Here is a 25,784-nt window from a genome sequence, read left to right on the forward strand (position 1 = left end):
GGTGAGGTCCGGCGTTCCTGCCGGGGTGAGGACCCGTCAGGAATCCCTACAGTAGCGGTTACAGTAATGATTACAGCAACTGTTGCAGGGATGCGTTATGGAACCGTGACCTAAGTGGGTACGGCGACGCCCCCGGGTGGCGCTCCCGGGGGCGTGCGGCCTGGTGCGCCCCTACGCGGGCACGGTGCGCCGGGCGTCGAGGGCCGTCCACAGATCGACCAGGGCGGGCCCACGCCACGCCCGGCGCCCTCGCTCGACGTCGACCGGTGCCGGGCACGACGGGCCGGTCGAGCAGGTCGCCACGGCGGCGCGCGGGTCGCCTCCCCCGTTGTGCACGGTGATGCGGCCGGCCTGGCAGAACGGGCACGCGTCGTCGAGCGTGATCGTCCGGACGCTGCGGCCGAGTGCGGCCTCGACGCGGCGGCGCGCGGTGCGGGCGACGTCGGCGATCTGGTCGACCAGGGTCGCCGGGGTGGGGGCGAACAGGGCGCGGTCGGCCGGGTCGTCGTCGAGGGCGCGGCCCTCCAGCCATACGGCGGCCCAGTGCAGACCGAACACGCGTGATCCGGTCGAGGCGATCGTCGCCGGGCCGGCGTCGCGGGACGTGGGCACGAGCCACAACCGGGGGTCGCTCGGGTCGCTGCCGAGTGTCCATCGGCCGGCGCGGTCGCGGGCGGGGAGCTGCACGCGCTCGGCGACGGCGTCGCACATGTCGAACACCTCGCGCTCGACGTCGAGGGCGGCGTCGAGGGCCCGCAGGTTCGCGGGCGCGGGGTGCTCGCGGATGGTGAGCGGCATACGGCCGACGGCGGCCTCGTCGAGGGCCTGGTCGTCGTCGGCGCGGTCGTCGGCGGCGAGCTGGTCGAGGAATCCGCGGCGCTCGTACGGCATCCATTCGGCGGCGCGCGGCGGCTCGGCTATCGCGGCGAGCAGGTCGCCCCACTGCTCGCGGACGGCGGCGAGATCGTCGGCGGCCTGCTGGTTGGGGGTGGTCGTCATGCGTGCTGCTCCTGGTGCTCGTTGTCGAGGGCCTGCTCGATGCGGTCGGCGTAGATGGCGGCGGCGCCCTGGGGCGATCCGGCGCGCATCCGTGCGGCGAGGGCGCGCACGCGCTCGACGGCCTGGGCGAGGGGCAACTCGGCGGCCATGGCGGCTCGGTCGGCGCGGCGGTCGCGGCGTGCGGCGAACCATGCGGTTCGGTACCGGTGGGCCCGGTGTCGCTGCTCCCTGGCCTCCTCGGCGGCGGCCATGGTGTGGCGGCGCTCGCGGGCGAGGGCGATGTCGTGGTCGCGCTGCTGCTCGGCGAGGCGGGCCTCGGTCGAGTCGGCGCGGTCGAGGATGCGGGCGTGCACGCGGGCGGCCGTCGGCGACATGCCGTCGTGCTCGGCGACGGCGGCGAGGGCGTCGCCGAGTGACTGGGAGTTTCGGACGCGGGCGAGGACGGCGAGCACTTGGTCGACGTGGGCGCGCTGCTCGGCGAGGGCGTCGCGGTGCTGCCTGCGTTGGGCGAACGCCTCGCGGGCGGCGTTGTTGATGCCGTCGTGCATGGCTTCGACGTCGCGGGCGAGGCGGTCGCGCTCGCCTTCCAGTCGGCGTATCTCGGCGTCGGCGGCCTCGCGGTGCTTGGCGAATGCCTGCGTGGTGCCGGCCATGGCGCGGCGGTTCTCGTCGGCGAGGCGCTGTTCTTCGCGTACATGCTCGGCGAGTAGGGCGCCCTCGACGGCGGACAGGACGCCCCGGGCGGCGCGGGCGAGCAGGACGTCGACGACGGCCCGACGGTCGAGGCGGTCGCGGTTACGGCCCTCCGGGGGGCGGTGGAAGGGGCGGCGGGTCATGGGTGCTGCTGCTCCTGGTCGTCGTCGTGCTGGGCGTGGTGGACGCGGCCGGGCTCGCCGGACAGGGCCCACACGATCAGGCGGGCACTGGCGGCGAGCAGGACGGCGGCGACGGCGAGGTTCGCCACGATGGCGGCGGTCTGGCTCACGGTGTGGCGTCGGCCTCGGCGAGGGCCTGCTCGTCGGCGAGGCCGTCGGCGTATGCGGTGACGATCTTCCGGGCGCCCTCGTAGCCGGTGAGCAGGCCGCGGGACGAACGGGTAACGCCCCATCGGGTCCGGGTGGCCTGGTGGTGCGCCTCGACCAGGGCGGCGACCTGTCGGGCGTGCGCGGTCAGGATGATGCGGGCGGCGGCGAGGGCCTGCTCGGGCGTGCGCGTGGCGGTGGTGTCGAGCAGGACGTCGCGGAGCGTGGCGAGGGCGGGGTCGCCCTCCTCGGCGTTGAAGTCGAGGGCGTCGCGCACGTCGTCGGCGGTGAGCGCGGGCGGTTCGTCGGCGGCCTGGTGCTCGTCGTCCTCGGGCGCCATGGCGGCGGCGACGTAGTCGAGCAGGGCGTCGAGGCCGCGGGCAGTCTGCGCCTGGGTGACGCCGCGGGCGAACGCGGGGCCGGCCTCGGCGGCGGCGAGCAGGGCGGCGGCGGGGCCGTCGTGCACGGGGCACGGGCGGCCGGTTTCGAGGGCGGTCTCGCAGCGTCCGGCCGGGCTGTCGAGGCCGTCGGCGATCTGGCGCAGTACGGACGCGGCGACGGGGCGCGGCAGGTTGCACGTGATCTCTGCCGGGCCCTCGTTCGGGACGGCGACGATCAGGCGGTGCGTGTCGAGGGAGGCAACGGCGACGGCGTCAGGGATACGGGACATGGGGCGTGGCTCCGGTCTCATCAGTCGGTTGTCGGTGTTCGCGGTGGCGCGGTAGTGCAGGGATGAATGCGGACGTCTGCGTGTTGGCGGTGAACCACTGCACGTTGCTCGCGCGCGTGAGCGGGCCCGCGACCGGTCGCGGCGAGGCTTAGAACGGGGGTTCATTGCCGTAGCCCTGCTGGGCCCACGGGTCGCCCTGGGGGGCGCTGTAGCCCTGCTGGGGGGCCTGCTGGCCGTATCCCTGGCCGTAGCCCTGCTGGCGGTTCTGGGCGCCGTTCTGGCCGTTCTTGGTGACCTGGGCGGACGCGTTCTTGAGCGCGGGCCCGACGTCCTCGGCCTGTACCTCGTATGACGACTTGCGTTCGCCGTCCTTCTCGTACTGGCGCTGTCCGAGGCGGCCGACGACGATCACGCGGTCGCCGCGTTTGATGGACTCGGCGACGTTCTCGGCCTGCTGGCGCCACACGCTGACGGACAGAAACAGAGTGTCGCCGTCCTTCCACTCGTTGGCGGTGCGGTCGAACGTGCGCGGGGTCGAGGCGATCCGGAAGTTCGCCACGGCGGCGCCGGACGGGGTGAATCGCAACTCGGGGTCGGCAACGACGTTTCCGACGACGGTGATCGGGGTCTCTCCAGCCATTAGGCGGCGGTCCTCTCTCGGGTAGTGCGGGTGGGGATGGTGGCGACGGGGGCGAGCTGGGGCTCGCGGGTGCGGCGGGCGCGGTCGCGGGCGCACGCGCGGCACTTGCGCATCCCGTGCGGGTGCGACGGGGGGTAGCTGACGTGCACGATGGCGGGGTCGGTGAGGTCGTGGCCGTTCACGCATCGCGTGCGGCGGGCGTTGACGGCCGACGGGCCGGTTGAGCGAAGAACGTTGGTGCGGTGGTCGACGGCGTCGAGGTGGTCGTCGGCGACGCATCGGCGGACGCTGCACAGGTGGTCGAGGTCGAGGCCGTCGGGGACGGGCCCACGGGCCTGCTCGAACGCCCATCGGTGGGCGGAGACGTACCGGCCGTCGACCCAAAAGCGGCCGTATCCGTCGCGGTCGAGGGCGGTCTCGGGCCACAACAGGCACGGGGTGTCGGGGGTGTTGGGGCCGACGGGGATGAGCCCGGGGGCCGTCTTGGTGGCGAACCGTTCGGCCGGCGTCGAGGTGGTGCGAGCCATCGGGGACGTACCTCCGGGGGATGTTCGGCGGCCTACGGGACGTGGGGGTGTGCTGTCGAGACAGAAAGCTTTCTGTCGGGACAGAAAGTTAGCAGGTAGGGGGCGCGGTGTCGCGGGGCGTGTGCCCCCCTGTCCTGCGGGTCAGGCTGCCTGCTGGTCGAGTGGGGCGATCGTCCACCCGTGGTCGCTGAGCTCGGCCACGATGCGGGCGACGGCGGCCTCGGCCGGCACGTGCTCGCGCTGCGCGTCCTCGACGGCGGCCCGGACGACGGCGAGGGCGGCCCGGGGGATCATCGCTGCGCCCCGGTGATGTGCCGGGCACGCTGCCGGTTCTCGGGCCGAACGATCGCCGGCGGCGACATCAGGGCCCGGGCGTTGCGGGTGGCCTCGGCGGCGAGGCGGCGACGGCGGGCGTCGACCTCGGCGCGCTCGCGCTCGGCCTGCTCGGCGAGCTGCTGCTCGACCTCGGCGCGGGCCTCCATACGGGCGAGCCACGACCGGTGACGGTCGACGGCGTCGAGGCGGTAGTCGTCCGGGGTCCGCGGGTGGCCGGCGGCGGCGAGCTGCTGCTCGGCGTCGCGCTCGGCGAGCAGGTCGGCGCCGTTCTGCTCGTCGACGGTGCGCCACCTGTCCCACCCGGCGTGTTCCTGAAAGATCACGTATGCGCCCTTGCCGAGCAGGTCGCGGAACGCCTTACGGGCCCGCTTGCGGTCCGACGTCCGGATCACGACCGGATTGTCGGGGTGGTGGTTCCAACTGGCCTCGACACGCCACTGAGTGACGTTCTTCGTCCGGTCGGTGGGGCGGGCCGGGCGGCGGTGCGTGCGGGCCTGCTTCGGGGTCGGGCTCATGCTGCGGTCTCCTGCTCCTGGCGGCGGGCGTGGTGTGCCTGGGCGTCCTCGACGCGGCACGGGTGGGGGTCCTTGCGGGCGCGGTATCCGACGGCGTCGGTCTTGGGGTTGACTCGCCGGCCGCGGCACGGCTTGCCCTCGGGCGCCTGGCACCACGTGCACGGGACGTCGAGGGCGTCGGGGAGGTTGGCGGCGGCCAAACGCTCGCGGGCGGCGCGGTGCGGCCGGTGAGCGGCGAGGGCCTGGGCGACGGTGCGGGGCATGTACTCGCCGAGTGCGGCGAGGCGGCGCTCGACCTGGGCGGCGGCCGGGCCCGCGGTGAGGGCGTGGTGCGTGGTCGGGGCCTGCTGGCCGGCGGCGACCGCTTGGCGCTCGGCGCGGAGTGCGGCGACATACGCGTCGCCGGTCTCGTCGTCCGGGTTGATCTCCGTGTGCGCCGTGGGCTCGAACGTGCCCACGTGCCGGCTCATCACGTCGGCCTTGTGGGCGTGCCACGGGCGGGACACGTCCGACGGCTGGATGCGGTAGGGGTTGCGTGCGATGTAGTCGCGGGCGGTGCGGGCGGCATCCCACCCGTGCGCCTGGGCGGGTACGTCGCTGAGCAGGTCGCACCACTGGGCGAGGCGTTCGGCGGCGGCGGCCTGGTCGTCGAGGGCGAGGCGGGGGTCGAGCTTGACGACGTAGGCAATCAGGGCGGCGACTTCGCGGGGGGTCACTGCTGGGCCTCCATGGCGGCGAGGGCTTCGGCGAGGTAGTCGGCGGACTGGGCGACGCGTCCGCGGGGCTGGGCGCGGTCGAGGGGGATCACGTTCGAGGCGGGCCGGGACGGTGCGGCGGCCGGGACGGTTCCGGGCGCGGGGGCGGGCGGTAGGGCCTGCCACGCCCGCAGGAAGTAGCGGGCGTGGGCGACGCCGTTCCGGGCCCGCTGGGCGGCCTGTACGGCGGCGGCGGCGAGCATGTCGGCACCGGATCGCTTGATCAGCGCGTGCACGACGACCCACTCGCCCGGGGCGAGGGTCCACGCGGGGTAGATCTCGGCGGCTGTGATCTGGTCGACCAGGGGGCGAGCGAACTCCGGGATCACTGCGACCTCGCGCCCGTGCTCCCTCACTCCTTTACTCACTCCCTCTATGGGTGAGTGATGGGGGCCGAAATCCGGTCCCATAGGGGGCCGAATCTCGCCCCCAAAGAGGGCGTCGGGGATATCAGCGGGGGGACCGGACTCCGGCCCGGTAAGGGGGCCGGGATTCGGCCCGGTAGCGGGGAGGGGGCCGGATTCCGGCCCGGTAGCGCGGTGCGTGCGGACGTACCCGACGGCTCCGGGGATCTTGTACCGGGTCGCGCGGCTGCCCTGGGCGGGCTCGTCCTCGATCAGTTCGCCACTGGCGAGGGCGGCGTCGACGGCGGCCCGGGTCGTCGAGCGGGACGCGGCGAGCCGGCGCATGAACTCGGCCGTTCCCATGCGGGCGGTGGCGTCCGGCCCGGTGGTGGCGTCGGCGACGGCGAGCAGGACTAGGCGGGCGTTCCCGCGCGACTTCGCGCGGGTCCACACCCAATCCATGGCGTCGAGGGTCACGGGGTGTCGCTCCTGTCGGGGGTGGGGCGCCCGGGGCGAGGGCGCGGTCGTCTCCTCGCCCCGGGGCTGATCACTGGGTCGTGCGGCGGCTGGTGCGGGCCGGCTGGTGCTCGTCGCACTTCCAGCCGTTCGGGTAGAAGCGGACGGGTACGGCTCCGCATCGGGGGGTGCCGTAGTCGCACACGTTCGGCGGCTTGCCCTCGCCGGCCGGGACGTCGACGGCGAGCTGTCCGGGCACGTTCGGGTGACGTTCGGCGATCTTCTGCGCGACCTTGTCGCGGGTCACGCGGCATCACCCTTGGGGGGCGGCGCTTCGATGGCGAGGGGCGTGTCGAGGTCGAGGGCGCCGGCCTTCACTGCGTTGGTGACCAGGGCGCGGCCGTCGAGGGGCTGACGCTTCGACTCGCGGGTGAACGTCCACCGGTAGTAGCGGCTGCGGGTCGGCTTGATCATCACGCCCGGCACGTCGTGCAGCTCGCCCGACTCGGGGTCGGCCCACTGGGGCACGCCCGCGGCGTCGACGGCGGCGAGGACGGTCGCGGCGAACGTCTCGTCGACGACGGTCTCGGTCCGGGCCGGGATGATCCGGAAATCCCAGTGTTCCGGGTAGTGGTCGCGCACCCATGCGGCGAACGCCTCGGGGTCGGTCACCTGCGCCTCGGCCTCGCCCCCGACGCGGGTCACGGTGGCGAACTTCGTGCCGTCGTCGAGGGTTACGTCGGCCTTGACGCTGCGGGTCGCCTTGTACTGCTGGTCGAGCAACTTCGCGGCCTCGCGGTTTACGTCCTCGTACAGTTCTTCGGCCTGGTCGAGGCGGGCCCGCATCGCCTGTCGGCGGCGTAGTACGGCGGCGAGGTACGCCGGGTCGGGTGCCTTGGTCTTCGTTTCGACGTTGGTCACTGGGCACCCCCGGCGGCCTCGATCTTGGCGCGGAACTGGTCGAGCTGGGCGGCGGTCGCCTGCTCGATGGGCAGGCCGTAGACGCGCTCGAAATCGGCGTCGAGGGTGGCGAGGTGGGCGCGGCTCGCGGCGAGCCTGAGCAGGTTCTCGGCCTCGGCGGCGGCCTGCTCGGCGTTGGCCACGCCGGCGGGTATGGCGCTCTCGGTGGCGACCGCGTCAGAAACGGAGTGCGGCGCGGGCCCGGCCGGCGTCGGGCGCTCCTCACCCCCGCCGGTCTGCTGCTTGGCGCCCGGCTTGGTGGCGCCGATGGTTGCGAGGCGGGCGAGGTGGTCGGGGTGCGCGCCCCGCTCCTGTGCTGCGGTGTGCAGCTCGCGGACGGGGCCGACGGTCTCGGCGGCGTGCGCGTCGCGGAGTTCGGCGAGGCACGCCATGTAATCCGCGGGGGCGCCGGCGGCCTCGGCGTCGGTGAGGATCGCGGCGAGCTGGTCGGCCTCGGCGGTGGCGGCGGCCTCGGCGAGGTAGTCGCGCTGCGGCGCGGTCGGCGGGCCGTTCGGCGTCGACTGCACGACGGTCACGCCCTGCTGCATGGGCGGGGCGTCGGTCCGCTCGACGACGACGGGGTTCCCTTCCTGGTCGACGACGGCGCCCAACTCCTCGGGCGTGTAGATGGCGCCGTGCAGCACTTCGGGGCACGCGATGCGCACGCCCTCGGCGATAGCGCGGGCCCGCAGCATCGCCCGGGGGAACTTCTCCCACGGCTGCGGCTGGTTCTTCTGATCGCGGGAGTACGGCCGGCCATCCCGCAGCGTGCACAGACCAGCGGTCACGGCGTCGTCGAGGGTCCACTCGATAACGGTCTCGTCGTCGGGGTCGTCGTGGCGCATGATGCGCACCTCGCATCGGGTGCGCTCCGACTTGATCCGCACGCGGTGCCCGGCGGAACGGGCGCGGCCGAGCATCAGGTCGGCGGACTGGCACGGCTTGCCCTTGATCACGTGAATGGTGGTGATCGTGGTCACGACGTCGAGGCCGAGAGCGCGGCCGTACTCCATCGCCCACAGAACGGATGCGGGCTGCTTGCGGTAGGCGTCCGGCAGTAGAGGCGTGTTGGCCAGAGACTCGCAGAACTGCCACGCCTCATACGGGGTCATGTGGCTGAGGGACAGGGCGCCCCCGCGGAACGGGGCGGCGGCCGGGGCGTGGGCGGTGGGGAGGGTCGTAACGGTCACGGGCGGGCGTTCCTGTTCTGTGCGGTGCGGTGGCGAATGAGGGCGGCGGTCCGGGTGATGCGGGTGGCGAGGCTGATCGCGTCGTCGGGGTCGAGCAGGGGGTCGACGGTGGCGGCGGCCGGGCAGTCGTCGAGCAGGGCCTCGCGGGTGGCGTCGGCCTCGGCGGCGCGCATGGCGCGTTCGTAGTCGGTGGCGTCGTCGCTGCACGCGACGTAGTCGAGGGCGACGACGCTCGCGGCGTGGGCGGCGAGCAGGCTGCCGACTGCGTCGGGGTCCTCGGCATAGGCGAGGGCCAGTTCGTCGAGCAGGGGGTCGACGTGTTCGGCGAGCGGTAGGCGGACGGCCAGGCCGTCGGCGCTGAGCTGGGGGCGGATCACTGGTGCAGCTCCTCGGGCATGGTTGGCTCGTCGAGGGCGAGGTCGCCCGTGATCGCGTCGTAGACCTGCGGGCGGGACCAGTCGGCGCTCGGAAGCATCCGGCGGAGCAGGCCGAGGGCGGCGCGGTGCGCGTCGCGGTCGGCGGAGATCGGCCCGCCGAGGGCGTCGTCGAGGGCGACCACCGTCGCGGCGCGCTGCTCGCCGTCGCGGTCGGTCGTTACGGGGACGGTTCGCACGCGGGCAGTGCCCGGGGCGATCTGGTCGAGCTGCCGGGCGATCACGCCCGTGCGGGTGAGGTGCTTGCGCTGGGCCTCGGCGGCGGCGCCGGTAGGCTGCGTGGCGTTCACGATCGGTACCTCTCGGGGTTCGGTCGGGAGGGCCGTCCGGGTCGCATCCGGGCGGCCCTCGGTGTTTCAGGCGGCGGCGCGGTGCTGGGCGGTGTGCGCCGAACGGCGCTGCTGGCGTTCGAGGCGGCGCAACTTCAACTCGGCCTCGGGGGAGAGGCGGCCGGCCGCGCGGTCACGTGCGATTCGGGCACAGGCGCGGTCGAACACCTGCCGCGCGTTGGCGAACGCCACCTCGCGCGGGATCACAGCGGGGGCTGTCATGCCGCGGCCTGCTCTGCGCCAGCGGTCGGGCTCGCCTGCTGGAGCAAGCCGGATGCCGATATGCCGTACTCGGCCTCGACAGCGGCGGCGACGCGGGCGCTCGGCGCGGTCTTGCCAGTCCACAGACGCCATGCGGTCGCGGGGGCAACCTTCAGGCGGGCTGCGAGGTCTGTGTAGTGCCGGTCGCCTTTGCCGCTGGCAACTGCCTGCAAGTGGGCGCGGTCGTACATAGGCCGTCCTTTCTGGCCAGACAGGTGATCTGGCGAGACAGAAAGTAGCAGCTATCTTTCACAAGTGAAAGCTAGTTGGGAGTGGGCAAGTGGTGACACAGAGTGGTTTAACGTTGACAGGGGTACGGTACGAGGACAGAATCGAACTTCAGTTCGGCCGGGTAAACGCCCAGGTCAACCGTGCGTCGCTACGGGCTAAGGGGGTGCCAAGTAGTGCGACTCGTCATGTTCTCTCGACTGTCTGTCTCACGAGACAGCTACGCGCTACATTTCACCCATGAAAAACAGCAAGCGCGACGCGGGCGAGCCCTCCCCCGACTTCAAGCAGTGGCTACACGACCAGCTCACAGCCCACGGCTTCGACCTGTCCGGCCCGCGCAGTGGCGGCCGAAGCAGGTTCGCCGAACGGTCGGGCATCAGCCCATCCACAGTCGGCCGACTCCTCGACGGCAAGCGCGTCACGGATATGGACGTCTTCACACGCCTCGCCGAGGCGATCAGCGTCCCCCTCGGCGAGGTGCTGGTGCGCGCCGGGATCTTGACCGAAGACCAACTAGCCGGCGTCCGTAGCCCGGAAACGGGACCGCGCCGCATCACACCCCAACAAGCCGCGGAAGAACTCGGCATCGAAGACGAGCAGAAACGAGCCCTGTTCGTCGCCATCACCGAGACCTTGCAGCGGCAGCCACCCCCCGGCACAGGCGAGGGAAACCTCGCGGAGCACTAACGCAGGAAGGCACCACATTGAACGGCCGCACCCTGTACGCACCGACCCTCGGAATCCTCGTGTTCGGCATCGTGCTCGGACTCGTCGGCATCTTCCAGGACGGAGGCGACGTCTCGCGCGCAGGCATTCTGATCGCGTTCGCGGCCCTTCCCCCTCTCTGCTACTGGCAGACGCAGCGAGCCCACCAGGACATAGACGACCGAATCGCCGACGCCCACGCGTCCGGATACCAACTCGCCCTCAAACACGTCGCCCGCGGCCTGCTCGACCAGAACGCAGCACCGCCCGACGGAGGCGAGAAAGTCGACCAAGCCGACGCCGACCGCGCCGAGCGCCGGCCACACCGCGCCGCCGACGGCACGCCCTACCCGGTCCTCGACAACGTGCGCCCGCTGCGCCCGACCCATCCGGAACAACACGAGCGGAAGATCGTATGACCCTCACGGAAGTGCCGCCCACGTTCCGCGGCTCGCCAGAACTCGGCGAGCCGTGGCTCGGCTACATCCGCGTATCCACGTGGAAAGAGGAGAAGATCAGCCCGGACCTACAGAAAGCCGCAATCGAATCTTGGGCTAGCCGAACCGGTCGCCGAATAGTCGACTGGATCGAAGACCTCGACATGACCGGGCGCAACTTCAAGCGCAAGATCATGACCGGCATCCAGCGGATCGAGGCACGCGAAGCCGTCGGAATCGCCGTATGGAAGTTCAGCCGATTCGGCCGTAACGACCTCGGCATCGCCGTCAACCTCGCCCGACTCGAACACGCCGGCGGACACCTCGCCTCGGCAACCGAGGACGTCGACGTAAAGACCGCCGTCGGCCGATTCAACCGACGCATCCTGTTCGACCTCGCCGTGTTCGAGTCCGACCGCGCCGGCGAAATGTGGAAAGACACCCACCAATGGCGCCGCGCCCACGGCCTACCAGCAACCGGCGGGAAGCGCCTCGGCTACGTCTGGTATCCGCGCCGCATACCCGACCCCACCAGGCCGGGCCAATGGATCATCCAAGATGAGCGGTACGAGGTCGACGAGAACGCCCGCGGCGACATCGAGGCACTGTTCGAGCGGAAGCTCGGCCACACCACCGGGACCCCGGAGGGCTACGGCGCCCTCGCCGGATGGCTCAACCGCCTCGGCTACCGCACCGGCGTCGGAACCCTGTGGAAGGCCGACAGTCTGCGCCGCTACATGCTGTCCGGGTTCGCGGCCGGCCTGCTCCGCATCCATGATCCGGACTGCCACTGCGACTACACGGCCAACGGCGGCACGTGCACCCGATGGCTCCACATAGACGGAGTACACGAAGCGATCATCACGCCCGAAACCTGGGAACGGTACCTCGCCCACGTCGAGGAACGACGGCGCATGTCCCCACGCGCCCGGAATCCCACCTACCCACTCACCGGACTCGTGCGCTGCGGATCATGCCGCGGAGACGCCGGCGCCACCTCCGCCAAACGCGCGGCAGGCCGCGTCTACGGCTACGCCTACATGTGCGGGAACCAAGGGCATTCAGGCGGCACCGTCTGTGCGAACGGCGTGTGGGTCCAGCGGTACCTAGTAGAGGACGCCGTCATGGACTGGGTACGGCGCGAGGCCGCGGCCGGTATCGACGCCGCACCGTCAACCCCTGTCGAGGTCAACCCCGACCGCGACCGTCAGCGAGCCGCCAGCGAGCGCGCGAGGCTACAAGCGGAACACACGCGCCTCCAAGGGGCACTGGCCAACCTCGCCGCGGACAAGGCCCTCAACCCGAACAACTACCCGCCCGGGGTGTTCGAGCAGGCCCAGGCGCAGCTACTCGCCCAGCTCCGCAACGCGCAAGCGGGCGCCGAGGAGGCCGCCGCGATCGAGACCGCACCGCGCCGCGAGGACTTCGTACCGATCGCAGGGAAGCTACTCGACCTGTGGGACGTCTTGGACGCGCCCGAAAAGAACGGCATCCTTCGGCAGCTCATCCGCCGTGTCGTCTGCACCCGCGGCGCCAAGGGGAAGAAGGGGGTAGAGGGGAGCGGAGAAACCCGCATCACTGTTCACGCGGTCTGGGAGCCTGACCCGTGGGCGGACACGTCTAACCTCTGACCTGCGCTTTTAACTGATCGCATCCACTTGTTTTGCACGTGCTGTCCCTGGACGAGACGCCCGAGTTCAGCAGTCACGCCCTCGATGCGCTGCGACAACCCTTGGAGGCAGGTCATGTCGTGATCGCGCGCAGCTCGGGTGTCGTGCGCTTCCCGGCGAAGTTCCTGATGGTGCTCGCGGCCAACCCCTGCCCCTGCGGTCGCTTCTCCCGGACGGACGACCTGTGCGAGTGCCCGCCCTCGGCGATCCGCCGCTACCAGGCGCGGCTGTCCGGACCGCTGCTCGACCGTGTCGACCTGAGGGTCGAGGTCGACAGGGTCACCCGCGCGCAGCTGACCGGGCGCGGAGCCCGGGGCGAGTCCACCGCGAAAGTCGCCGACCGGGTGCGTGCGGCCCGCGAACGGGCCTCGGCCCGGCTCGCCGGTACCCCGTGGCGAACCAACAGCGAGATCCCCGGACGGGAGCTGCGCAGCCGCTGGTACGCCGCCATCGGCGCCATGGACGAGGCGGAGCGGAACCTGGAACGAGGTGTGCTGACCGCCCGTGGGCTCGACCGAGTCCTGCGCGTCGCCTGGACCGTCGCCGACCTGCTCGGTCATGACAGGCCGGAGGCGACGGACGTCGCCCTGGCGCTGCAACTGCGCACCGGGGTGCCGCGAGGCGTCCCCATGGCCATCGGGGCGCTGACGTGAACGGTGACGGTGATCCGGACGGCGAACTGCTCGACCGTGTCTTCCTCAGCCGTGTCGTCGAGCCCGGGGACGAGGTCGTCGGGCGGTGGGTGCGGGAGTTCGGGGTGGGGGAAGTGGCGCGGCAGTTGCGGGCGGAGGCGGACCCCTTGCCGGGGGTGACTTCCAAGCGGTGGGAGGGGCTCAGGGCTCGCGGCGCACGGGCCCGGCCCGGCGTGGATCTCGCGGTCGCGCGGGAGGCGGGGGTGCGGTTCGTGTGTCCGGGGGACGTCGAGTGGCCCGGACAGCTCGCTGACCTGGGGGACGCCCGGCCCGTCGGGTTGTGGGTGCGAGGGCCGGCCAGTCTGCGGATGTGGGCCCTGAAGTCCGTCGCCGTGGTGGGAGCGCGTGCCTGCACCGAGTACGGCGCCCACATGGCGGCCACCCTCGCCGGCGGCCTGGCCGAGCGGGGCTGGGTGGTCGTGTCCGGCGGCGCCTACGGAGTCGACGGGGCCGCCCACAGGGGAGCCCTAGGAGCCGGTGGCGCGACCGTCGCCGTGCTCGCCTGCGGCGTCGACCGCCCCTACCCCCGCGGACACACCCAGTTGATCAACAGGATCGCGAAGCAGGGACTGGTGATCGGGGAACTGCCGCCGGGGGATCATCCGACACCGAGCAGATTCATCGTGCGGAACAGGGTGATCGCGGCGCTGACACGGGGCACGGTCGTCGTGGAGGCCGCCCACCGCAGCGGTTCACTGGTCACCGCCCGGGCGGCGCAGCGGCTCGGCCGTCACACGATGGGAGTTCCCGGCCCGGCCACCAGCGGCCTGTCCGCGGGCATCCACGAGCTGCTGCGCGGAGAGGCCGTACTCGTCACCGACGCCGCCGAGGTCGTCGAACTCGTCGGCGACATGGGCGAGCTGGCCCCTGAGCGGCGCGGGCCCGTCCTGCCAAGAGATCTGCTGGAGCCGGCTGCCCGCCGAGTGCTGGCCGCGCTGCCCGGCCGCCACGCGGCGAGGGCGGACGAGATCGCGCGCGGTGCGCAGACCACCGAGGACGACGCCGTCGCGAGGCTGTACGAGCTCCGTTCACTTGGCTACGTCGAACGACACGGCGACGGCTGGAAGTTGACACGCCAGGCGATGATCTCCGTTCGAGCCGGTCGAAGGTGATGCTGACCGAGCGTGTTCGGCCGTACGGGGGAACACGGACACCCTTGTGAATTCCCCCAGTTGAGGTGTTCGGGTGATCACGTAGAGCGACCGGTATGACCCGGTGGGGCGTCGAGCGGAACGTATCTGCGTACGGCCTGTGCTCCGCCCTTCGCGCACCGCGACACTTCAGTCACGCTACGCTCACGAGGATTCCGACGCAGACCGGCACCTCGACACCGGAAGGTCCCCAGAACGGCACCAGAGCGACATCAGACCGACAGCTCCCCCAAGCACCCCCCACTTCACGGCAGAACGGCACAAGGCAACGAATGCCCCAGCACACCTCCGGGTCCGACCGGGCGGCGGTCCCCCCAGCCGCCCGTGACGGTGGCAGCGTGCGGCCGCCCGCTCCCTCGACGCTCGACGAGCTGTGGCGGTCGTACAAGGCGACGGGGGACGAGCGATTGCGCGAGCAGCTGATCCTGCACTACTCGCCGCTCGTCAAGTACGTGGCGGGCCGGGTGAGTGTCGGTCTGCCGCCCAATGTGGAGCAGGCGGACTTCGTGTCGTCGGGGGTGTTCGGGCTGATCGACGCGATCGAGAAGTTCGACATCGACCGCGAGATCAAGTTCGAGACGTACGCGATCACGCGGATCCGGGGCGCGATGATCGACGAGCTCAGGGCGCTGGACTGGATCCCGCGGTCGGTGCGGCAGAAGGCACGCAACGTCGAGCGGGCGTACGCCACCCTGGAGGCGCGGCTGCGGCGGACGCCGACGGAGGCCGAGGTGGCCGTCGAGATGGGGATCGCGGTGGACGAACTCCACTCGGTCTTCAGCCAGTTGTCACTGGCGAACGTGGTGGCGCTGGAGGAGTTGCTGCACGTCGGAGGCGAGGGCGGTGACGGGCTCAGCGTCATGGACACGCTGGAGGACACCGCCGCCGACAATCCCGTGGAGGTGGCCGAGGACCGGGAGCTGCGGCGCTTCCTGGCGCGGGCGATCAACACGCTGCCGGAGCGGGAGAAGACCGTCGTGACGCTGTACTACTACGAGGGCCTCACGCTCGCCGAGATCGGCAACGTGCTCGGGGTGACCGAGAGCAGGGTGAGCCAGATCCACACCAAGTCGGTCCTCCAGCTGCGGGCGAAACTGGCCGGCTTCGGTCGTTGACCCGGCCGGAGGCATGCGGGGTTCGCGGAGAGACTCCCGTCCGCGAGGGCACGTCCGTAAAGTGGTTGACGTGCCAAGGATTCGAGCGGCCTCCGTGGCCGAGCACCGGTCGATGCAGCGAGCCGCCCTGCTGGACGCGGCGCGATCCCTGTTGTCCGAGGGCGGGACGGAAGCACTGACCTTCCCGGCCCTCGCCGAGCGGACAGGGCTGGCGCGGTCGTCCGTCTACGAGTACTTCCGGTCGCGGGCCGCCGTGGTCGAGGAGCTGTGCGAGGCCGACTTCCCGGTGTGGGCCGCGGAGGTCTCGGCGGCGATGGAGCATGCGGACTCCGCCGAGGGCAAGGTCGAGGCGTATGTGCGCAAGCAGCTCGACCTGGTGGGGGACCGGCGGCACCGCGCGGTCGTCGCGATCTCCGCGAGTGAGCTGGACGCCGGGGCCCGGGAGAAGATCCGGGCGGCGCACGGCGGGCTCGTCGCGATGATCGTCGAGGCGCTGGCGGAGATGGGCCACGCGGAACCCCGGCTGGCGGCGATGCTGCTGCAGGGCGTCGTGGACGCGGCCGTACGCAGGATCGAGCTGGGGGCCGCGGAGGAGCCGACGGCGATCACGGAGGCGGCGGTGGCCATGGCATTGCGGGGCGTTCGGGGCTGACGCCGGTCGGGGCGCCGCCTGCCCCCGCCCGTGGCGAAAACAGCTCAGCAGTCCGCCGGCTGCGACGGCAGCGGCACGTCGTGGCAGCGGCACGTCGGCTACGACGGCAGCGGCACCCCGAGGACCGGCAGCAGTCTCGACGGCCCCCTGCGCAGCAGCCACGGCGGGAGGAGCGACAGCGGATCCAGATAGGTGCCGGCTCTTCGCAGGCCCCAGTGCACGCAGGTCTCCGTGCAGTGCGACCCGGTCGCCTCCACGGTCCCCACGACCTCGCCGGCCTCCACCTCGTCGCCCTTCTTCACGACCGCCCGCACCGGCTCGTACGTCGTCCGCAGCGGCGGATCTCCCGTCCCCGGCAGCTCCACCGACACGACACCCTTCCCGGCCACCCGGCCTGCGAAGAAGACCCGGCCCGCCGTGACCGCCCGTACCGGTGTCCCGGCCGGGGCCGCCAGGTCCACACCGCGGTGGCCGCGGCCGTACGTGGTCGCCGGTGGCTCCCATCCGCGGAGGATCGGGGGCCGTACGCCCACGGGCCATGCCCGGCCGACCGTCGGCACCGCCGGGGCCGGATCCGGCGCCGACGGCACGCTCGTGGCGGCCGGCGTCAACCGCGGGACCGGCGCCAGCAATGCGGTCGTCGTCAGGAGCAGCAGCAACACCAGCCGCCCCACCGACCGTCCGCACGCCCTTGCCGCCGTCGCCGCCCTTGCCATCGGGGCCGCCCAAGCCGCCGTCGCGGCTCCCGCAGCCCCCGCGGCCCTCTCACATCGCTCAGCTCGCATGCGAGAACCGTCCCCCACCTCCCCGGATCATGGCCGGTATCTGTGGATAACTCCTGGGTTGTGGACAGCGGCGTCACCCGGTACCCCGTGGGTCCCGTACACTTCTTCTGGCGATCCGGGTCACCGGGTCGACTTCGCACGCCCCGACACGGCAACCGGAAACGGTCCGTGTCAGCGCCCCTCGGTCCCTAGCGGCACGGCGCATGTGGGCGTCAGGCGCGGGAGCCGTCCGGTCCCCGCGGCACAACCGAGAAAATTCAAGGAGATACGGCCATGGCCGTCGTCACGATGCGGGAGCTGCTGGAGAGCGGCGTCCACTTCGGTCACCAGACCCGTCGCTGGAACCCGAAGATGAAGCGCTTCATCTTCACCGAGCGCAACGGCATCTACATCATCGACCTGCTCCAGTCGCTGTCGTACATCGACCGCGCCTACGAGTTCGTCAAGGAGACCGTCGCCCACGGCGGCACGGTCATGTTCGTCGGCACGAAGAAGCAGGCGCAGGAGGCCATCGCCGAGCAGGCCACCCGCGTCGGCATGCCCTACGTCAACCAGCGCTGGCTGGGCGGCATGCTCACCAACTTCTCGACCGTCTACAAGCGTCTGCAGCGCCTCAAGGAGCTCGAGCAGATCGACTTCGAGGACGTCGCCGCTTCCGGTCTGACCAAGAAGGAGCTTCTCGTGCTCTCGCGCGAGAAGGCCAAGCTGGAGAAGACCCTCGGTGGTATCCGCGAGATGCAGAAGGTGCCCAGCGCCGTCTGGATCGTGGACACCAAGAAGGAGCACATCGCGGTCGGTGAGGCCCGGAAGCTCAACATTCCGGTCGTCGCCATCCTCGACACCAACTGCGACCCCGACGAGGTCGACTACAAGATCCCGGGCAACGACGACGCGATCCGCTCCGTCACCCTGCTCACCCGTGTGATCGCCGACGCCGTCGCCGAGGGCCTCATCGCCCGTTCCGGCGTCGCCACCGGTGACAAGGGCGAGAAGGCCGCGGGCGAGCCGCTCGCCGAGTGGGAGCGCGACCTGCTCGAGGGCGAGAAGAAGGCTGAGGAGGCTCCGGCCGCCGAGGCCGCCCCCGCCGCCGAGGCCGCTGCCCCCGCCGAGGCCGCTGCCCCCGCCGAGGGCGAGAAGGCCGCCGAGGGCGAGAAGGCCGCCGAGGGCGAGAAGAGCGCCGAGGGCGAGCAGGCCTGACCACCCCGTCAGCGTTGACGGCGGGAGCGGTGACATGAGATCCGCTCCCGCCGTTCACCCGTAGGTCCACGGAAGGTCAGGGCTCCCGACTACACGGGGGCCGTAGACCCCGTAGATCTCCGATCTTCCAGACTTCGAGAAAGACTCACAGACTCATGGCGAACTACACCGCCGCTGACGTCAAGAAGCTCCGCGAGCTCACCGGCGCCGGCATGATGGACTGCAAGAAGGCGCTGGACGAGGCCGAGGGCAACGTCGAGAAGGCCGTCGAGGCGCTCCGGATCAAGGGCCAGAAGGGCGTCGCCAAGCGCGAGGGCCGCTCCGCCGAGAACGGCGCCGTGGTCTCCGTCATCGCCGACGACAACTCCTCCGGCGTCATCGTCGAGCTGAAGTGCGAGACGGACTTCGTCGCCAAGGGCGAGAAGTTCCAGGCCGTCGCCAACGCGATCGCCGAGCACGTCGCGAAGACCTCCCCCGCCGACATCGAGGCCCTGCTCGCCTCCGAGATCGAGGCCGGCAAGACCGTCCAGGCGTTCGTGGACGAGGCCAACGCCAACCTCGGCGAGAAGATCGTCCTGGACCGCTTCGCGCAGTTCGCCGACGGCTTCGTCCTCGCGTACATGCACCGCACGATGCCCGACCTGCCCCCGCAGATCGGTGTCCTCGTCGAGCTGGACAAGCCGAACGCCGACGTCGCCAAGGGCATCGCCCAGCACATCGCCGCCTTCGCGCCGAAGTACCTCTCCAAGGAGGACGTGCCGGCCGAGGTCGTCGAGTCCGAGCGCCGCGTCGCCGAGGAGACCACCCGCGCCGAGGGCAAGCCCGAGGCCGCCCTGCCGAAGATCGTCGAGGGTCGCCTCAACGGCTTCTTCAAGGACGCCACGCTGCTCGGCCAGCCGTACGCGCTGGACAACAAGAAGTCCGTCCAGAAGGTTCTGGACGAGGCCGGTGTCACCCTGAAGCGCTTCTCGCGCATCAAGGTCGGCATCTGAGTCCGTACCGCGATCGACGCCCCGTCCCTATAGGGTCGAAGGCAGTCGTTGGCGGACGCCGCCACCGCGCACGCGCGCGTGACGGACGACAGCAGATCTGACGAGGAGGCCATTGCCGCGCATGGGATGCGAAACACACCCGAGCCGGCAATGGCCTTCTTCGTATGTGCACCACGTAACAAAGGCGGGATCTCGATGACCACCAAGGCCCAGAAGAGCGACGACGGCAAAGTACGCGGCCGGTTTCTGCTGAAGCTGTCCGGAGAGGCCTTCTCCGGTGGCGGGGGCCTCGGCGTCGACCCGGACGTGGTGCACAAGATCGCCCGTGAGATCGCGGCCGTCGTGCGCGACGGCGCGCAGGTCGCGGTCGTCATCGGCGGCGGCAACTTCTTCCGCGGCGCGGAACTCCAGCAGCGCGGCATGGACCGGGCGCGCTCCGACTACATGGGCATGCTCGGCACCGTCATGAACTGCCTCGCCCTCCAGGACTTCCTGGAGAAGGAGGGCATCGACAGCCGGGTCCAGACGGCCATCACCATGGGTCAGGTCGCCGAGCCCTACATCCCGCTGCGTGCCGTACGGCATCTGGAGAAGGGCCGCGTGGTCATCTTCGGAGCCGGCATGGGAATGCCGTACTTCTCCACCGACACCACCGCGGCTCAGCGCGCCCTGGAGATCGACGCCGAGGCGCTGCTGATGGGCAAGAACGGTGTCGACGGGGTCTACGACTCCGACCCCAAGACCAACCCGGACGCCGTCAAGTTCGACTCCCTCGGCTACGGCGAGGTCATCACCCGCGACCTGAAGGTCGCCGACGCCACGGCGGTCACGCTGTGCCGCGACAACAGGCTCCCGATCCTCGTCTTCGAGCTTCTGGCGGAGGGCAATATCGCCCGCGCCGTCAAGGGTGAGAAGATCGGCACGCTTGTGGGTGAGCAGGGCGGTCGGGGCTGACGCTTCGACAACAAGCCCGTCCGGGGGACGGACGGGACGGACCCTGACCGGGGGATGGACAATGTCCTGCCGGTCGGGAACCGTGCAGGAAGAAGACGCGACGCAGCCGGCCGCCGCCCCACCGAGGAACCGCAGCCGGGCCTTACTCAAGACACGCAGGAGCAAGTGGTGATCGAAGAGACCCTCCTCGAGGCCGAGGAGAAGATGGAGAAGGCCGTCGTGGTCGCCAAGGAGGACTTCGCCGCGATCCGCACCGGCCGTGCGCACCCGGCGATGTTCAACAAGATCGTGGCCGACTACTACGGTGCGCCGACGCCGATCAACCAGCTGGCTTCGTTCTCCGTGCCGGAGCCGCGTATGGCGGTCGTGACCCCGTTCGACAAGAGCGCGCTGCGCAACATCGAGCAGGCGATCCGCGACTCCGACCTCGGCGTCAACCCGAGCAACGACGGCAACATCATCCGTGTGGTGTTCCCGGAGCTCACCGAGGAGCGCCGCCGCGACTACATCAAGGTCGCCAAGGGCAAGGGCGAGGACGCGAAGGTGTCCATCCGCTCGGTCCGCCGCAAGGCCAAGGACGCCATCGACAAGCTGATCAAGGACGGCGAGATCGGTGAGGACGAGGGCCGCCGCGCGGAGAAGGAGCTCGACGACACCACGCACAAGTACGTCGCTCAGGTGGACGAGCTCCTCAAGCACAAGGAAGCCGAGCTGCTCGAGGTCTGATGAACGACTCTTCCTGGGGGGCGCCGCCCGGGGCCGGGCAGGCCGGGTACTGGGGCACCGCCGAGCGTGGACCTGTCCAGGGGGCTGCCCCGGCGGGTCCCGCGTACGATGCGCCTCAGGCGCCTCACACTCGCCCCATGCCCATCGTGCCCGACGTACCCGCGTATGGCGGAGACCAGGATGACGACCGGGGGGCCGCTCGGCTGAGTGGCCCCCTGTTCAGCAGCCGGCCACCGCAGTCGCGGTCTCATGACACGCCGCAGGCGCGGCCCTTCGAGGCGGCGTCGCAGAATCCGGAGCCCATGCCCGACGCCCCGCCGCCGGCGCCCCAGCAGAAGAAGAGCGCTGGGCGCGACCTGGGTGCGGCCATAGGGGTCGGTGTCGGGCTCGGTGTCGTCATCGTCGCGTCGCTCTTCGTCGTCAAGGCCGTGTTCGTCGGTGTCGTGGCGGTCGCCGTCGTCGTGGGCCTGTGGGAGCTGACCAAGCGGCTGGAGGAGCGCAAGGGCGTCAACGCGCCGCTCGTGCCGCTCGCGCTGGGCGGCGCGGCCATGGTCGTCGCCGGCTACGTCCGGGGTGCCGAGGGCGCCTGGGTCGCGATGGCGCTGACCGCGCTGGCGGTGCTGGTCTGGCGGATGACCGAGCCGCCGGAGGGCTACCTCAAGGACGTCACGGCGGGTGTCTTCGCGGCGTTCTACGTGCCGTTCCTGGCGACCTTCGTCGCGATGATGCTCACGGCCGACGACGGTCCCTGGCGCGTCCTGACGTTCCTGCTCCTGACGGTGGTCAGCGACACCGGCGCGTACGCGGTCGGCTGGCGCTTCGGCAAGACCAAGCTCGCCCCGCGCATCAGCCCCGGCAAGACCCGCGAGGGCCTGCTCGGAGCGGTGAGCTTCGCGATGGTGGCGGGCGCGCTGTGCATGCAGTTCCTCATCGACGACGGCACCTGGTGGCAGGGCCTGCTCCTGGGCCTCGCCGTCGCGGCCAGTGCCACGCTGGGTGACCTCGGCGAGTCGATGATCAAGCGTGACCTCGGCATCAAGGACATGGGCACGCTGCTGCCGGGGCACGGCGGGATCATGGACCGACTGGACTCGCTGCTGCCGACGGCGCCCGTCGTGTGGCTGCTGCTGGTCCTGTTCGTGGGATCCGGCTGACGGCTCGACAGGTGTCCGAGGAGCCCCCGTTCTCGCCTGGAACGGGGGCTCATCGGTTTCCGCCCCCGCTTCTCGCAGAGCGACCGCTCCCCGCTGTGTGGGACGATTTCGGTGTACGCCCGTAACGGCACTCAAAGGGGGTCACCATGACCGCCATCCGAGAAATCATCGACGTCGACCGGACCCCAGCCGATGTCTACGCGTACCTCACGGACCCCTCTCACCTGCCAGAATGGCAGCTGAGCGCCGTCTCGGCCGAGTCGCTGGACGAGGGCCCGATCCACACCGGCTCCCGGGTCCGGGTCACCCGGCGCGTCGGGAACCGCCAGATGCCGATGACCGTCCGGTTCGACCAGCTCGACCCTCCGTACAGCTGGGACCTGCACGGGATCGACGGCCCCGTCCGGGCCCGCACCCACGGCCGCATCGAGCCGCTCGACGACGGGCGCCGCTCCCGCGTCACGATCGACATCGACTTCGAGGGCCACGGCCTCGGCAAGGTCCTGATCCCCCTGGTCGTCCGCCCCCAGGTCCGCAAGGAACTGCCACGCGACGAGAAACTCCTGAAGGACCGGCTGGAGGGCACGACGGACTAGGGAGCGATCTCCCCGGTCGACGGTGGAGCGGGCCACACGAGTGGATCTGCGACACTGGTACGGCCATGCCTAAGCCCGGAGAACTGAGGTACTCCGGGCACGAAGAAGCCCCCTACCAGCGATGTTGTCGCCAGTAGGGGGCTGTCTTGTGCCCGCTGGGCCGTCCCTGGGCCGTCAGGGCTCCTGGGCCGTGCCGAAGACACCATCCAGGGCCCGGCGGGCACGCTCGGTGCTGCTCGGCATCAGGTGGGCGTACACGCGCAGCGTCTTCGCCGGATCGGAGTGCCCGAGGTACTCGCTCACGGCCTTGATGCTCTCGCCCGCGTCCAGCAGGACCGAGGCGTAGAAGTGGCGAAGGGCGTGCATCCCGTGTTGCCGGGCGGAGGCGTACGGCTCGCCGGGTTCCGGCGTCGGGATGAGGCCGGCCGCCGCGAGGGCGCGCTTCCACTCGTGGACGTTGAAGTTGCTTCGCCAGACGATCCCGTCGGCCGTGTTGGTGAAGATCAGATGCCGCTCGGTCAGCGGGCCGTCCGGCCTGATCCAGGGCAGCTTGATCGCCACGGTCGGGTGGGCCTCGATGTGCCGGCGCAAGGCCGAGGCCACCGAGGACGGCAGCGGCACGTCCCGCTCCTTGTTGCCCTTGGGCGGAGCGAAGACCGCGACGCCCCGGACCAGCTTGACCTGAGTGGTGACCCGAAGAGTGTCGCCGTCGAGCTGGGCGGTGTCCTCGGACAGGCCGATGATCTCTCCCTGTCGGAGACCGCAGCCGCTGCCTACGTCGACCATGGCTTGGTAGCGCTCGGGCAGGGCGTCACGGACCGCCCGCACCTGGGACGGGAGCCAGGGCACGACCCGGGAGGCGGAGACGGCAGGCGGGCGGACGGACGCAGCCGAGCACGGGTTGCGGGCCAGGTGGCCGTCATCCACGGCGGCCGACAGCACCGCGCGGACGTTGGCGTAGATGTCGGCATCTCAAGCACAAGCGACCTGCTCAAGGCCCAGGACCGGAAGTCTGCAGCACCCCAGTCCCACCGGCTAGCCAACACGTTGCCTCAAGCAATGGCGCGGCATCGCCACCCGCTACGACAAGACCGCCGAGTCCTACCAGGCAGCCGTCACCCTCGCCTCCCTCCTGATGTGGGCGCGACATTGAAGACAACTCCTAGGCCGAATTACCAAAGGAAGCTGGTGAGCCGGGTGCACCCAGACTTCGGCGTCGAGCAGCGTCATTCCCAGCATGGGCCACGCCTCCCACCGGCGACGATGCAGCCGCGTGATGTCCATCTCGCTGCGTAAAATGTTGGCTCGTATGCGCGTCTGTGATGGCTACGCGCGCACTGACGGTTTTCCGTTCGACCCGAAGGACTGTGCCGTGCCCGACCGGCCTGAGATTGTCTGCATCTGCGGCTCTACCCGGTTCGTGGACGAGATGAGCGCGGCGAACCGTGATCTGACCTTCGCAGGTGTCATCGTCGTCGCGCCAGGCGTCTTCCTGCGGGCCGAGGATCACGAAGCAGACGAGTTGATCACTAACGAGCAGAAGGCCGCGCTGGGCGCCCTCCACCTGCGCAAGATCGACCTGGCTGACCGGGTTCTGGTCGTCAACCCAGGCGGGTATATCGGCGAGTCCACGAGCAGGGAGATCGCATACGCTCACGCCACTGGCAAGCCGATCTCGTTCACCGATCCCTTCTGACCGCTAGACGCTTCGTGGTGCGCGCGGGCAACGAGTCTCGGTCAGTCTTAGCGGCAGCAACGACCCCACAGGACATGCTGATCATGCGAACGGCGACAGGCCCTTGCCCTCCAGATGAGCTAGCAACGAGTCAAAGCATGCGTCTGGCGTGGCCAGGTCAGCACGAAAGAACGAGTCCTCGCCAAGCGGCCCGCCGCTGACGATGACCATCCATGCCGCCCGCCGCTCAACCATGCGGTCACCGTCGACCTTGAAGACGGTCGTGACGCCGCGCTCGGCCAGCCACTCCATCAGTTCAAGCATGTCCACTCGGCACCCCTCCGAAAAGATCATCCCACCCCCAGAGCGCGCGCCTTGGGCCGTCCCTGGGCCGGGCGAAGCCGACCAACGCCGACAGTCGGCACCCACAGGTGACCACCCCCACCCCGCTCTGGCCTGGGCTCCCGGAGTTGATCTGCCACACTGGTTGAGTTATGCCTGCACCCGGAGAACTCACTTTCGTAGCCCCCCGCGGAGCCAAGAAGCCGCCGCGGCATCTAGCCGACCTCACGCCCGGGGAGCGTAAGGACGCTGTTGCCGCTGTCGGGGAGAAGCCGTTTCGTGCCAAGCAGCTGTCGCAGCACTACTTCGCGCGGTACGCGCACGACCCGGAGCAGTGGACCGACATCCCTGCCGCGTCGCGCGCCAAGCTGCGGGAGGTGCTGTTCCCGGAGCTGATGACCGTCGTGCGGCATCTGTCGACCGACCAGGGCGACACCCGTAAGACGCTCTGGCGGCTGTTCGACGGGACGCTCGTCGAGTCCGTGCTGATGCGGTACCCGGACCGGGTGACCATGTGCATCAGTTCGCAGGCCGGGTGCGGGATGAACTGTCCGTTCTGTGCGACCGGGCAGGCGGGGCTGGACCGGAATCTGTCCACCGCCGAGATCGTCCACCAGATCGTGGACGGGATGCGGGCGCTGCGGGACGGCGACGTGCCCGGTGGGCCCGCCCGGCTGTCGAACATCGTCTTCATGGGGATGGGCGAGCCGCTCGCCAACTACAACCGGGTCGTGGGTGCCATCCGCCGGCTCACCGACCCCGAGCCCGACGGGCTGGGCCTGTCGCAGCGCGGGATCACCGTCTCGACCGTCGGTCTCGTCCCGGCCATCCACCGTTTCGCCGACGAGGGCTTCAAGTGTCGGCTCGCGATCTCGCTGCACGCCCCCGACGACGAGCTGCGCGACACCCTCGTGCCCGTGAACACGCGCTGGAAGGTGCGCGAGGTGCTGGACGCCGGGTTCGAGTACGTCGAGAGGAGCGGCCGCCGGCTGTCCATCGAGTACGCCCTCATCCGGGACATCAACGACCAGGCCTGGCGTGGTGACCGGCTCGGGCGGCTGCTCAGGGGCAAGCCCGTGCACGTGAACCTGATTCCGCTGAACCCGACGCCCGGGTCGAAGTGGACCGCCTCCCGGCCCGAGGACGAGAAGGCGTTCGTCGAGGCCATCGCCGCGCACGGGGTACCGGTGACGATCCGGGACACCCGTGGTCAGGAGATCGACGGGGCCTGCGGTCAGCTCGCGGCCACCGAGCGGTAATCTGAGCGCGTAC

The 25,784-nt window shown here is 70.7% G+C and carries 33 protein-coding genes and 3 pseudogenes; 16 read left to right on the forward strand and 20 right to left on the reverse strand.

Annotated elements, in window-relative coordinates; translation table 11 throughout:
* Positions 1-171: 171 nt before the first annotated feature.
* The 17 genes from AC3ETA_RS22795 to AC3ETA_RS22875 all read right to left on the reverse strand — a co-directional run bounded on the left by AC3ETA_RS22795 (position 172) and on the right by AC3ETA_RS22875 (position 9,629).
* A complete protein-coding gene (locus tag AC3ETA_RS22795; RefSeq protein WP_432194736.1) occupies positions 172-999 on the reverse strand; it encodes a hypothetical protein in 828 nt (275 codons plus the stop codon).
* Entirely contained in the window at positions 996-1,835 is an 840-nt protein-coding gene (locus AC3ETA_RS22800; protein ID WP_432194737.1) for a hypothetical protein, read from the reverse strand. Before AC3ETA_RS22800 ends, AC3ETA_RS22795 begins: the two co-directional genes overlap by 4 nt.
* On the reverse strand, positions 1,832-1,984 hold the full coding sequence (locus tag AC3ETA_RS22805) for a hypothetical protein (RefSeq protein WP_432194738.1): 153 nt from the start codon (positions 1,982-1,984) through the stop codon (positions 1,832-1,834). The genes AC3ETA_RS22800 and AC3ETA_RS22805 overlap by 4 nt, the downstream gene beginning before the upstream one ends.
* Entirely contained in the window at positions 1,981-2,691 is a 711-nt protein-coding gene (locus AC3ETA_RS22810; protein WP_432194739.1) for a hypothetical protein, read from the reverse strand. The genes AC3ETA_RS22805 and AC3ETA_RS22810 overlap by 4 nt, the downstream gene beginning before the upstream one ends.
* 148 nt (positions 2,692-2,839) lie before the next feature.
* Entirely contained in the window at positions 2,840-3,331 is a 492-nt protein-coding gene (locus AC3ETA_RS22815; protein WP_432194740.1) for a single-stranded DNA-binding protein, read from the reverse strand.
* The gene (locus AC3ETA_RS22820; RefSeq protein WP_432194741.1) at positions 3,331-3,858 is read right to left on the reverse strand and encodes an HNH endonuclease signature motif containing protein; all 528 of its coding nucleotides are present in this window, start codon (positions 3,856-3,858) and stop codon (positions 3,331-3,333) included. Before AC3ETA_RS22820 ends, AC3ETA_RS22815 begins: the two co-directional genes overlap by 1 nt.
* A gap of 141 nt (positions 3,859-3,999) precedes the next feature.
* A complete protein-coding gene (locus tag AC3ETA_RS22825) occupies positions 4,000-4,152 on the reverse strand; it encodes a hypothetical protein (protein WP_432194742.1) in 153 nt (50 codons plus the stop codon).
* Complete coding sequence (locus AC3ETA_RS22830) at positions 4,149-4,709, reverse strand: hypothetical protein (protein ID WP_432194743.1); 561 nt, start codon at positions 4,707-4,709, stop codon at positions 4,149-4,151. Before AC3ETA_RS22830 ends, AC3ETA_RS22825 begins: the two co-directional genes overlap by 4 nt.
* Positions 4,706-5,425, reverse strand: a complete 720-nt coding sequence (locus tag AC3ETA_RS22835; RefSeq protein ID WP_432194744.1) for a zinc finger domain-containing protein — start codon at positions 5,423-5,425, stop codon at positions 4,706-4,708. The genes AC3ETA_RS22830 and AC3ETA_RS22835 overlap by 4 nt, the downstream gene beginning before the upstream one ends.
* Positions 5,422-6,285, reverse strand: a complete 864-nt coding sequence (locus tag AC3ETA_RS22840) for a hypothetical protein (protein WP_432194745.1) — start codon at positions 6,283-6,285, stop codon at positions 5,422-5,424. The genes AC3ETA_RS22835 and AC3ETA_RS22840 overlap by 4 nt, the downstream gene beginning before the upstream one ends.
* A 70-nt stretch (positions 6,286-6,355) precedes the next feature.
* Positions 6,356-6,571, reverse strand: coding sequence for a hypothetical protein (locus AC3ETA_RS22845; RefSeq protein WP_432194746.1), 216 nt, complete (start codon positions 6,569-6,571; stop codon positions 6,356-6,358).
* On the reverse strand, positions 6,568-7,185 hold the full coding sequence (locus AC3ETA_RS22850) for a hypothetical protein (RefSeq protein WP_432194747.1): 618 nt from the start codon (positions 7,183-7,185) through the stop codon (positions 6,568-6,570). The genes AC3ETA_RS22845 and AC3ETA_RS22850 overlap by 4 nt, the downstream gene beginning before the upstream one ends.
* Positions 7,182-8,414 carry a recombinase RecT gene (locus AC3ETA_RS22855; RefSeq protein ID WP_432194748.1) on the reverse strand — a complete coding sequence of 411 codons (1,233 nt, stop codon included), beginning with the start codon at positions 8,412-8,414 and terminating at the stop codon, positions 7,182-7,184. The genes AC3ETA_RS22850 and AC3ETA_RS22855 overlap by 4 nt, the downstream gene beginning before the upstream one ends.
* Complete coding sequence (locus tag AC3ETA_RS22860; RefSeq protein ID WP_432194749.1) at positions 8,411-8,791, reverse strand: hypothetical protein; 381 nt, start codon at positions 8,789-8,791, stop codon at positions 8,411-8,413. Before AC3ETA_RS22860 ends, AC3ETA_RS22855 begins: the two co-directional genes overlap by 4 nt.
* Entirely contained in the window at positions 8,788-9,138 is a 351-nt protein-coding gene (locus AC3ETA_RS22865) for a hypothetical protein (protein WP_432194750.1), read from the reverse strand. Before AC3ETA_RS22865 ends, AC3ETA_RS22860 begins: the two co-directional genes overlap by 4 nt.
* 66 nt (positions 9,139-9,204) lie before the next feature.
* On the reverse strand, positions 9,205-9,399 hold the full coding sequence (locus tag AC3ETA_RS22870) for a hypothetical protein (protein WP_432194751.1): 195 nt from the start codon (positions 9,397-9,399) through the stop codon (positions 9,205-9,207).
* The gene (locus AC3ETA_RS22875; protein ID WP_432194752.1) at positions 9,396-9,629 is read right to left on the reverse strand and encodes an XRE family transcriptional regulator; all 234 of its coding nucleotides are present in this window, start codon (positions 9,627-9,629) and stop codon (positions 9,396-9,398) included. The genes AC3ETA_RS22870 and AC3ETA_RS22875 overlap by 4 nt, the downstream gene beginning before the upstream one ends.
* 277 nt (positions 9,630-9,906) lie before the next feature.
* Here AC3ETA_RS22875 and AC3ETA_RS22880 point away from each other — a divergent pair, with 277 nt between their 5' ends.
* The 7 genes and pseudogenes from AC3ETA_RS22880 to AC3ETA_RS22910 all read left to right on the forward strand — a co-directional run bounded on the left by AC3ETA_RS22880 (position 9,907) and on the right by AC3ETA_RS22910 (position 16,091).
* Complete coding sequence (locus tag AC3ETA_RS22880) at positions 9,907-10,356, forward strand: helix-turn-helix domain-containing protein (RefSeq protein ID WP_432194753.1); 450 nt, start codon at positions 9,907-9,909, stop codon at positions 10,354-10,356.
* Positions 10,357-10,373: 17 nt separating this feature from the next.
* Positions 10,374-10,793, forward strand: a complete 420-nt coding sequence (locus tag AC3ETA_RS22885; RefSeq protein WP_432194754.1) for a hypothetical protein — start codon at positions 10,374-10,376, stop codon at positions 10,791-10,793.
* On the forward strand, positions 10,790-12,442 hold the full coding sequence (locus AC3ETA_RS22890; RefSeq protein WP_432194755.1) for a recombinase family protein: 1,653 nt from the start codon (positions 10,790-10,792) through the stop codon (positions 12,440-12,442). Before AC3ETA_RS22885 ends, AC3ETA_RS22890 begins: the two co-directional genes overlap by 4 nt.
* A 38-nt stretch (positions 12,443-12,480) precedes the next feature.
* Positions 12,481-13,134 (forward strand): annotated as a pseudogene (locus AC3ETA_RS22895) (ATP-binding protein); the annotation flags it as partial.
* Positions 13,131-14,285, forward strand: coding sequence for a DNA-processing protein DprA (dprA, locus tag AC3ETA_RS22900; RefSeq protein WP_432194756.1), 1,155 nt, complete (start codon positions 13,131-13,133; stop codon positions 14,283-14,285). The pseudogene AC3ETA_RS22895 and the gene dprA, both read left to right, overlap by 4 nt.
* Positions 14,286-14,596: 311 nt before the next feature.
* Entirely contained in the window at positions 14,597-15,439 is an 843-nt protein-coding gene (gene whiG, locus AC3ETA_RS22905; RefSeq protein WP_107902371.1) for an RNA polymerase sigma factor WhiG, read from the forward strand.
* 94 nt (positions 15,440-15,533) lie between these two features.
* Positions 15,534-16,091 (forward strand): TetR/AcrR family transcriptional regulator, encoded by a 558-nt coding sequence (locus AC3ETA_RS22910; RefSeq protein WP_432194771.1) that lies wholly within the window; start codon positions 15,534-15,536, stop codon positions 16,089-16,091.
* 98 nt (positions 16,092-16,189) lie between these two features.
* On the opposite strand, the gene AC3ETA_RS22915 is transcribed toward AC3ETA_RS22910, so the two are convergent.
* Positions 16,190-16,807, reverse strand: a complete 618-nt coding sequence (locus AC3ETA_RS22915; RefSeq protein WP_432194757.1) for a M23 family metallopeptidase — start codon at positions 16,805-16,807, stop codon at positions 16,190-16,192.
* Positions 16,808-17,149: 342 nt separating this feature from the next.
* Between AC3ETA_RS22915 and rpsB the strand changes: the two genes are divergently transcribed.
* From rpsB to AC3ETA_RS22945, 6 genes are all read left to right on the forward strand, one after another.
* Positions 17,150-18,073, forward strand: a complete 924-nt coding sequence (gene rpsB / locus AC3ETA_RS22920; protein ID WP_330356406.1) for a 30S ribosomal protein S2 — start codon at positions 17,150-17,152, stop codon at positions 18,071-18,073.
* 155 nt (positions 18,074-18,228) lie between these two features.
* Complete coding sequence (tsf, locus tag AC3ETA_RS22925) at positions 18,229-19,065, forward strand: translation elongation factor Ts (protein WP_432194758.1); 837 nt, start codon at positions 18,229-18,231, stop codon at positions 19,063-19,065.
* Between the two features lie 195 nt (positions 19,066-19,260).
* A complete protein-coding gene (gene pyrH / locus AC3ETA_RS22930; RefSeq protein WP_432194759.1) occupies positions 19,261-20,019 on the forward strand; it encodes a UMP kinase in 759 nt (252 codons plus the stop codon).
* A gap of 168 nt (positions 20,020-20,187) precedes the next feature.
* Positions 20,188-20,745: a ribosome recycling factor gene (gene frr, locus AC3ETA_RS22935; protein WP_062666818.1), complete on the forward strand. Its 558-nt coding sequence runs from the start codon at positions 20,188-20,190 to the stop codon at positions 20,743-20,745.
* The gene (locus AC3ETA_RS22940) at positions 20,745-21,899 is read left to right on the forward strand and encodes a phosphatidate cytidylyltransferase (protein ID WP_432194760.1); all 1,155 of its coding nucleotides are present in this window, start codon (positions 20,745-20,747) and stop codon (positions 21,897-21,899) included. The genes frr and AC3ETA_RS22940 overlap by 1 nt, the downstream gene beginning before the upstream one ends.
* 146 nt (positions 21,900-22,045) lie before the next feature.
* Positions 22,046-22,495, forward strand: a complete 450-nt coding sequence (locus AC3ETA_RS22945; protein ID WP_432194761.1) for an SRPBCC family protein — start codon at positions 22,046-22,048, stop codon at positions 22,493-22,495.
* Positions 22,496-22,669: 174 nt separating this feature from the next.
* Here AC3ETA_RS22945 and AC3ETA_RS22950 read toward each other — a convergent pair.
* Positions 22,670-23,458, reverse strand: a pseudogene (locus AC3ETA_RS22950) (tyrosine-type recombinase/integrase); the annotation flags it as partial.
* Positions 23,459-23,546: 88 nt separating this feature from the next.
* On the opposite strand from AC3ETA_RS22950, the pseudogene AC3ETA_RS22955 reads away from it, so the two are divergent.
* A pseudogene (locus AC3ETA_RS22955) lies at positions 23,547-23,648 on the forward strand (IS5 family transposase); the annotation flags it as partial.
* A 123-nt stretch (positions 23,649-23,771) separates the two neighbouring features.
* The gene (locus AC3ETA_RS22960) at positions 23,772-24,191 is read left to right on the forward strand and encodes a hypothetical protein (protein WP_432194772.1); all 420 of its coding nucleotides are present in this window, start codon (positions 23,772-23,774) and stop codon (positions 24,189-24,191) included.
* Between the two features lie 81 nt (positions 24,192-24,272).
* Here AC3ETA_RS22960 and AC3ETA_RS22965 read toward each other — a convergent pair whose 3' ends face one another.
* Positions 24,273-24,494: a hypothetical protein gene (locus AC3ETA_RS22965; protein WP_432194773.1), complete on the reverse strand. Its 222-nt coding sequence runs from the start codon at positions 24,492-24,494 to the stop codon at positions 24,273-24,275.
* Positions 24,495-24,664: 170 nt separating this feature from the next.
* Between AC3ETA_RS22965 and rlmN the strand changes: the two genes are divergently transcribed.
* Positions 24,665-25,771 carry a dual-specificity RNA methyltransferase RlmN gene (gene rlmN, locus AC3ETA_RS22970; protein WP_432194763.1) on the forward strand — a complete coding sequence of 369 codons (1,107 nt, stop codon included), beginning with the start codon at positions 24,665-24,667 and terminating at the stop codon, positions 25,769-25,771.
* Positions 25,772-25,784 lie beyond the last annotated feature (13 nt).

This window comes from Streptomyces sp. bgisy027 (assembly GCF_057710365.1).

What these genes read in the sequence shown, in the direction of transcription:
- AC3ETA_RS22960 (WP_432194772.1), top strand. Translation starts at nt 23,772, where the DNA reads ATGTCCATCTCGCTGCGTAAAATGTTGGCTCGTATGCGCGTCTGTGAT.
- rpsB (WP_330356406.1), top strand. Translation starts at nt 17,150, where the DNA reads ATGGCCGTCGTCACGATGCGGGAGCTGCTGGAGAGCGGCGTCCACTTC.
- AC3ETA_RS22945 (WP_432194761.1), top strand. Translation starts at nt 22,046, where the DNA reads ATGACCGCCATCCGAGAAATCATCGACGTCGACCGGACCCCAGCCGAT.
- AC3ETA_RS22795 (WP_432194736.1), bottom strand. Translation starts at nt 999, where the DNA reads ATGACGACCACCCCCAACCAGCAGGCCGCCGACGATCTCGCCGCCGTC.
- AC3ETA_RS22815 (WP_432194740.1), bottom strand. Translation starts at nt 3,331, where the DNA reads ATGGCTGGAGAGACCCCGATCACCGTCGTCGGAAACGTCGTTGCCGAC.
- pyrH (WP_432194759.1), top strand. Translation starts at nt 19,261, where the DNA reads ATGACCACCAAGGCCCAGAAGAGCGACGACGGCAAAGTACGCGGCCGG.
- AC3ETA_RS22880 (WP_432194753.1), top strand. Translation starts at nt 9,907, where the DNA reads ATGAAAAACAGCAAGCGCGACGCGGGCGAGCCCTCCCCCGACTTCAAG.
- AC3ETA_RS22800 (WP_432194737.1), bottom strand. Translation starts at nt 1,835, where the DNA reads ATGACCCGCCGCCCCTTCCACCGCCCCCCGGAGGGCCGTAACCGCGAC.
- AC3ETA_RS22940 (WP_432194760.1), top strand. Translation starts at nt 20,745, where the DNA reads ATGAACGACTCTTCCTGGGGGGCGCCGCCCGGGGCCGGGCAGGCCGGG.
- AC3ETA_RS22830 (WP_432194743.1), bottom strand. Translation starts at nt 4,709, where the DNA reads ATGAGCCCGACCCCGAAGCAGGCCCGCACGCACCGCCGCCCGGCCCGC.
- AC3ETA_RS22810 (WP_432194739.1), bottom strand. Translation starts at nt 2,691, where the DNA reads ATGTCCCGTATCCCTGACGCCGTCGCCGTTGCCTCCCTCGACACGCAC.
- AC3ETA_RS22825 (WP_432194742.1), bottom strand. Translation starts at nt 4,152, where the DNA reads ATGATCCCCCGGGCCGCCCTCGCCGTCGTCCGGGCCGCCGTCGAGGAC.
- AC3ETA_RS22820 (WP_432194741.1), bottom strand. Translation starts at nt 3,858, where the DNA reads ATGGCTCGCACCACCTCGACGCCGGCCGAACGGTTCGCCACCAAGACG.
- AC3ETA_RS22870 (WP_432194751.1), bottom strand. Translation starts at nt 9,399, where the DNA reads ATGACAGCCCCCGCTGTGATCCCGCGCGAGGTGGCGTTCGCCAACGCG.
- whiG (WP_107902371.1), top strand. Translation starts at nt 14,597, where the DNA reads ATGCCCCAGCACACCTCCGGGTCCGACCGGGCGGCGGTCCCCCCAGCC.
- tsf (WP_432194758.1), top strand. Translation starts at nt 18,229, where the DNA reads ATGGCGAACTACACCGCCGCTGACGTCAAGAAGCTCCGCGAGCTCACC.
- AC3ETA_RS22915 (WP_432194757.1), bottom strand. Translation starts at nt 16,807, where the DNA reads ATGGCAAGGGCGGCGACGGCGGCAAGGGCGTGCGGACGGTCGGTGGGG.
- AC3ETA_RS22890 (WP_432194755.1), top strand. Translation starts at nt 10,790, where the DNA reads ATGACCCTCACGGAAGTGCCGCCCACGTTCCGCGGCTCGCCAGAACTC.
- AC3ETA_RS22965 (WP_432194773.1), bottom strand. Translation starts at nt 24,494, where the DNA reads ATGCTTGAACTGATGGAGTGGCTGGCCGAGCGCGGCGTCACGACCGTC.
- AC3ETA_RS22875 (WP_432194752.1), bottom strand. Translation starts at nt 9,629, where the DNA reads ATGTACGACCGCGCCCACTTGCAGGCAGTTGCCAGCGGCAAAGGCGAC.
- rlmN (WP_432194763.1), top strand. Translation starts at nt 24,665, where the DNA reads ATGCCTGCACCCGGAGAACTCACTTTCGTAGCCCCCCGCGGAGCCAAG.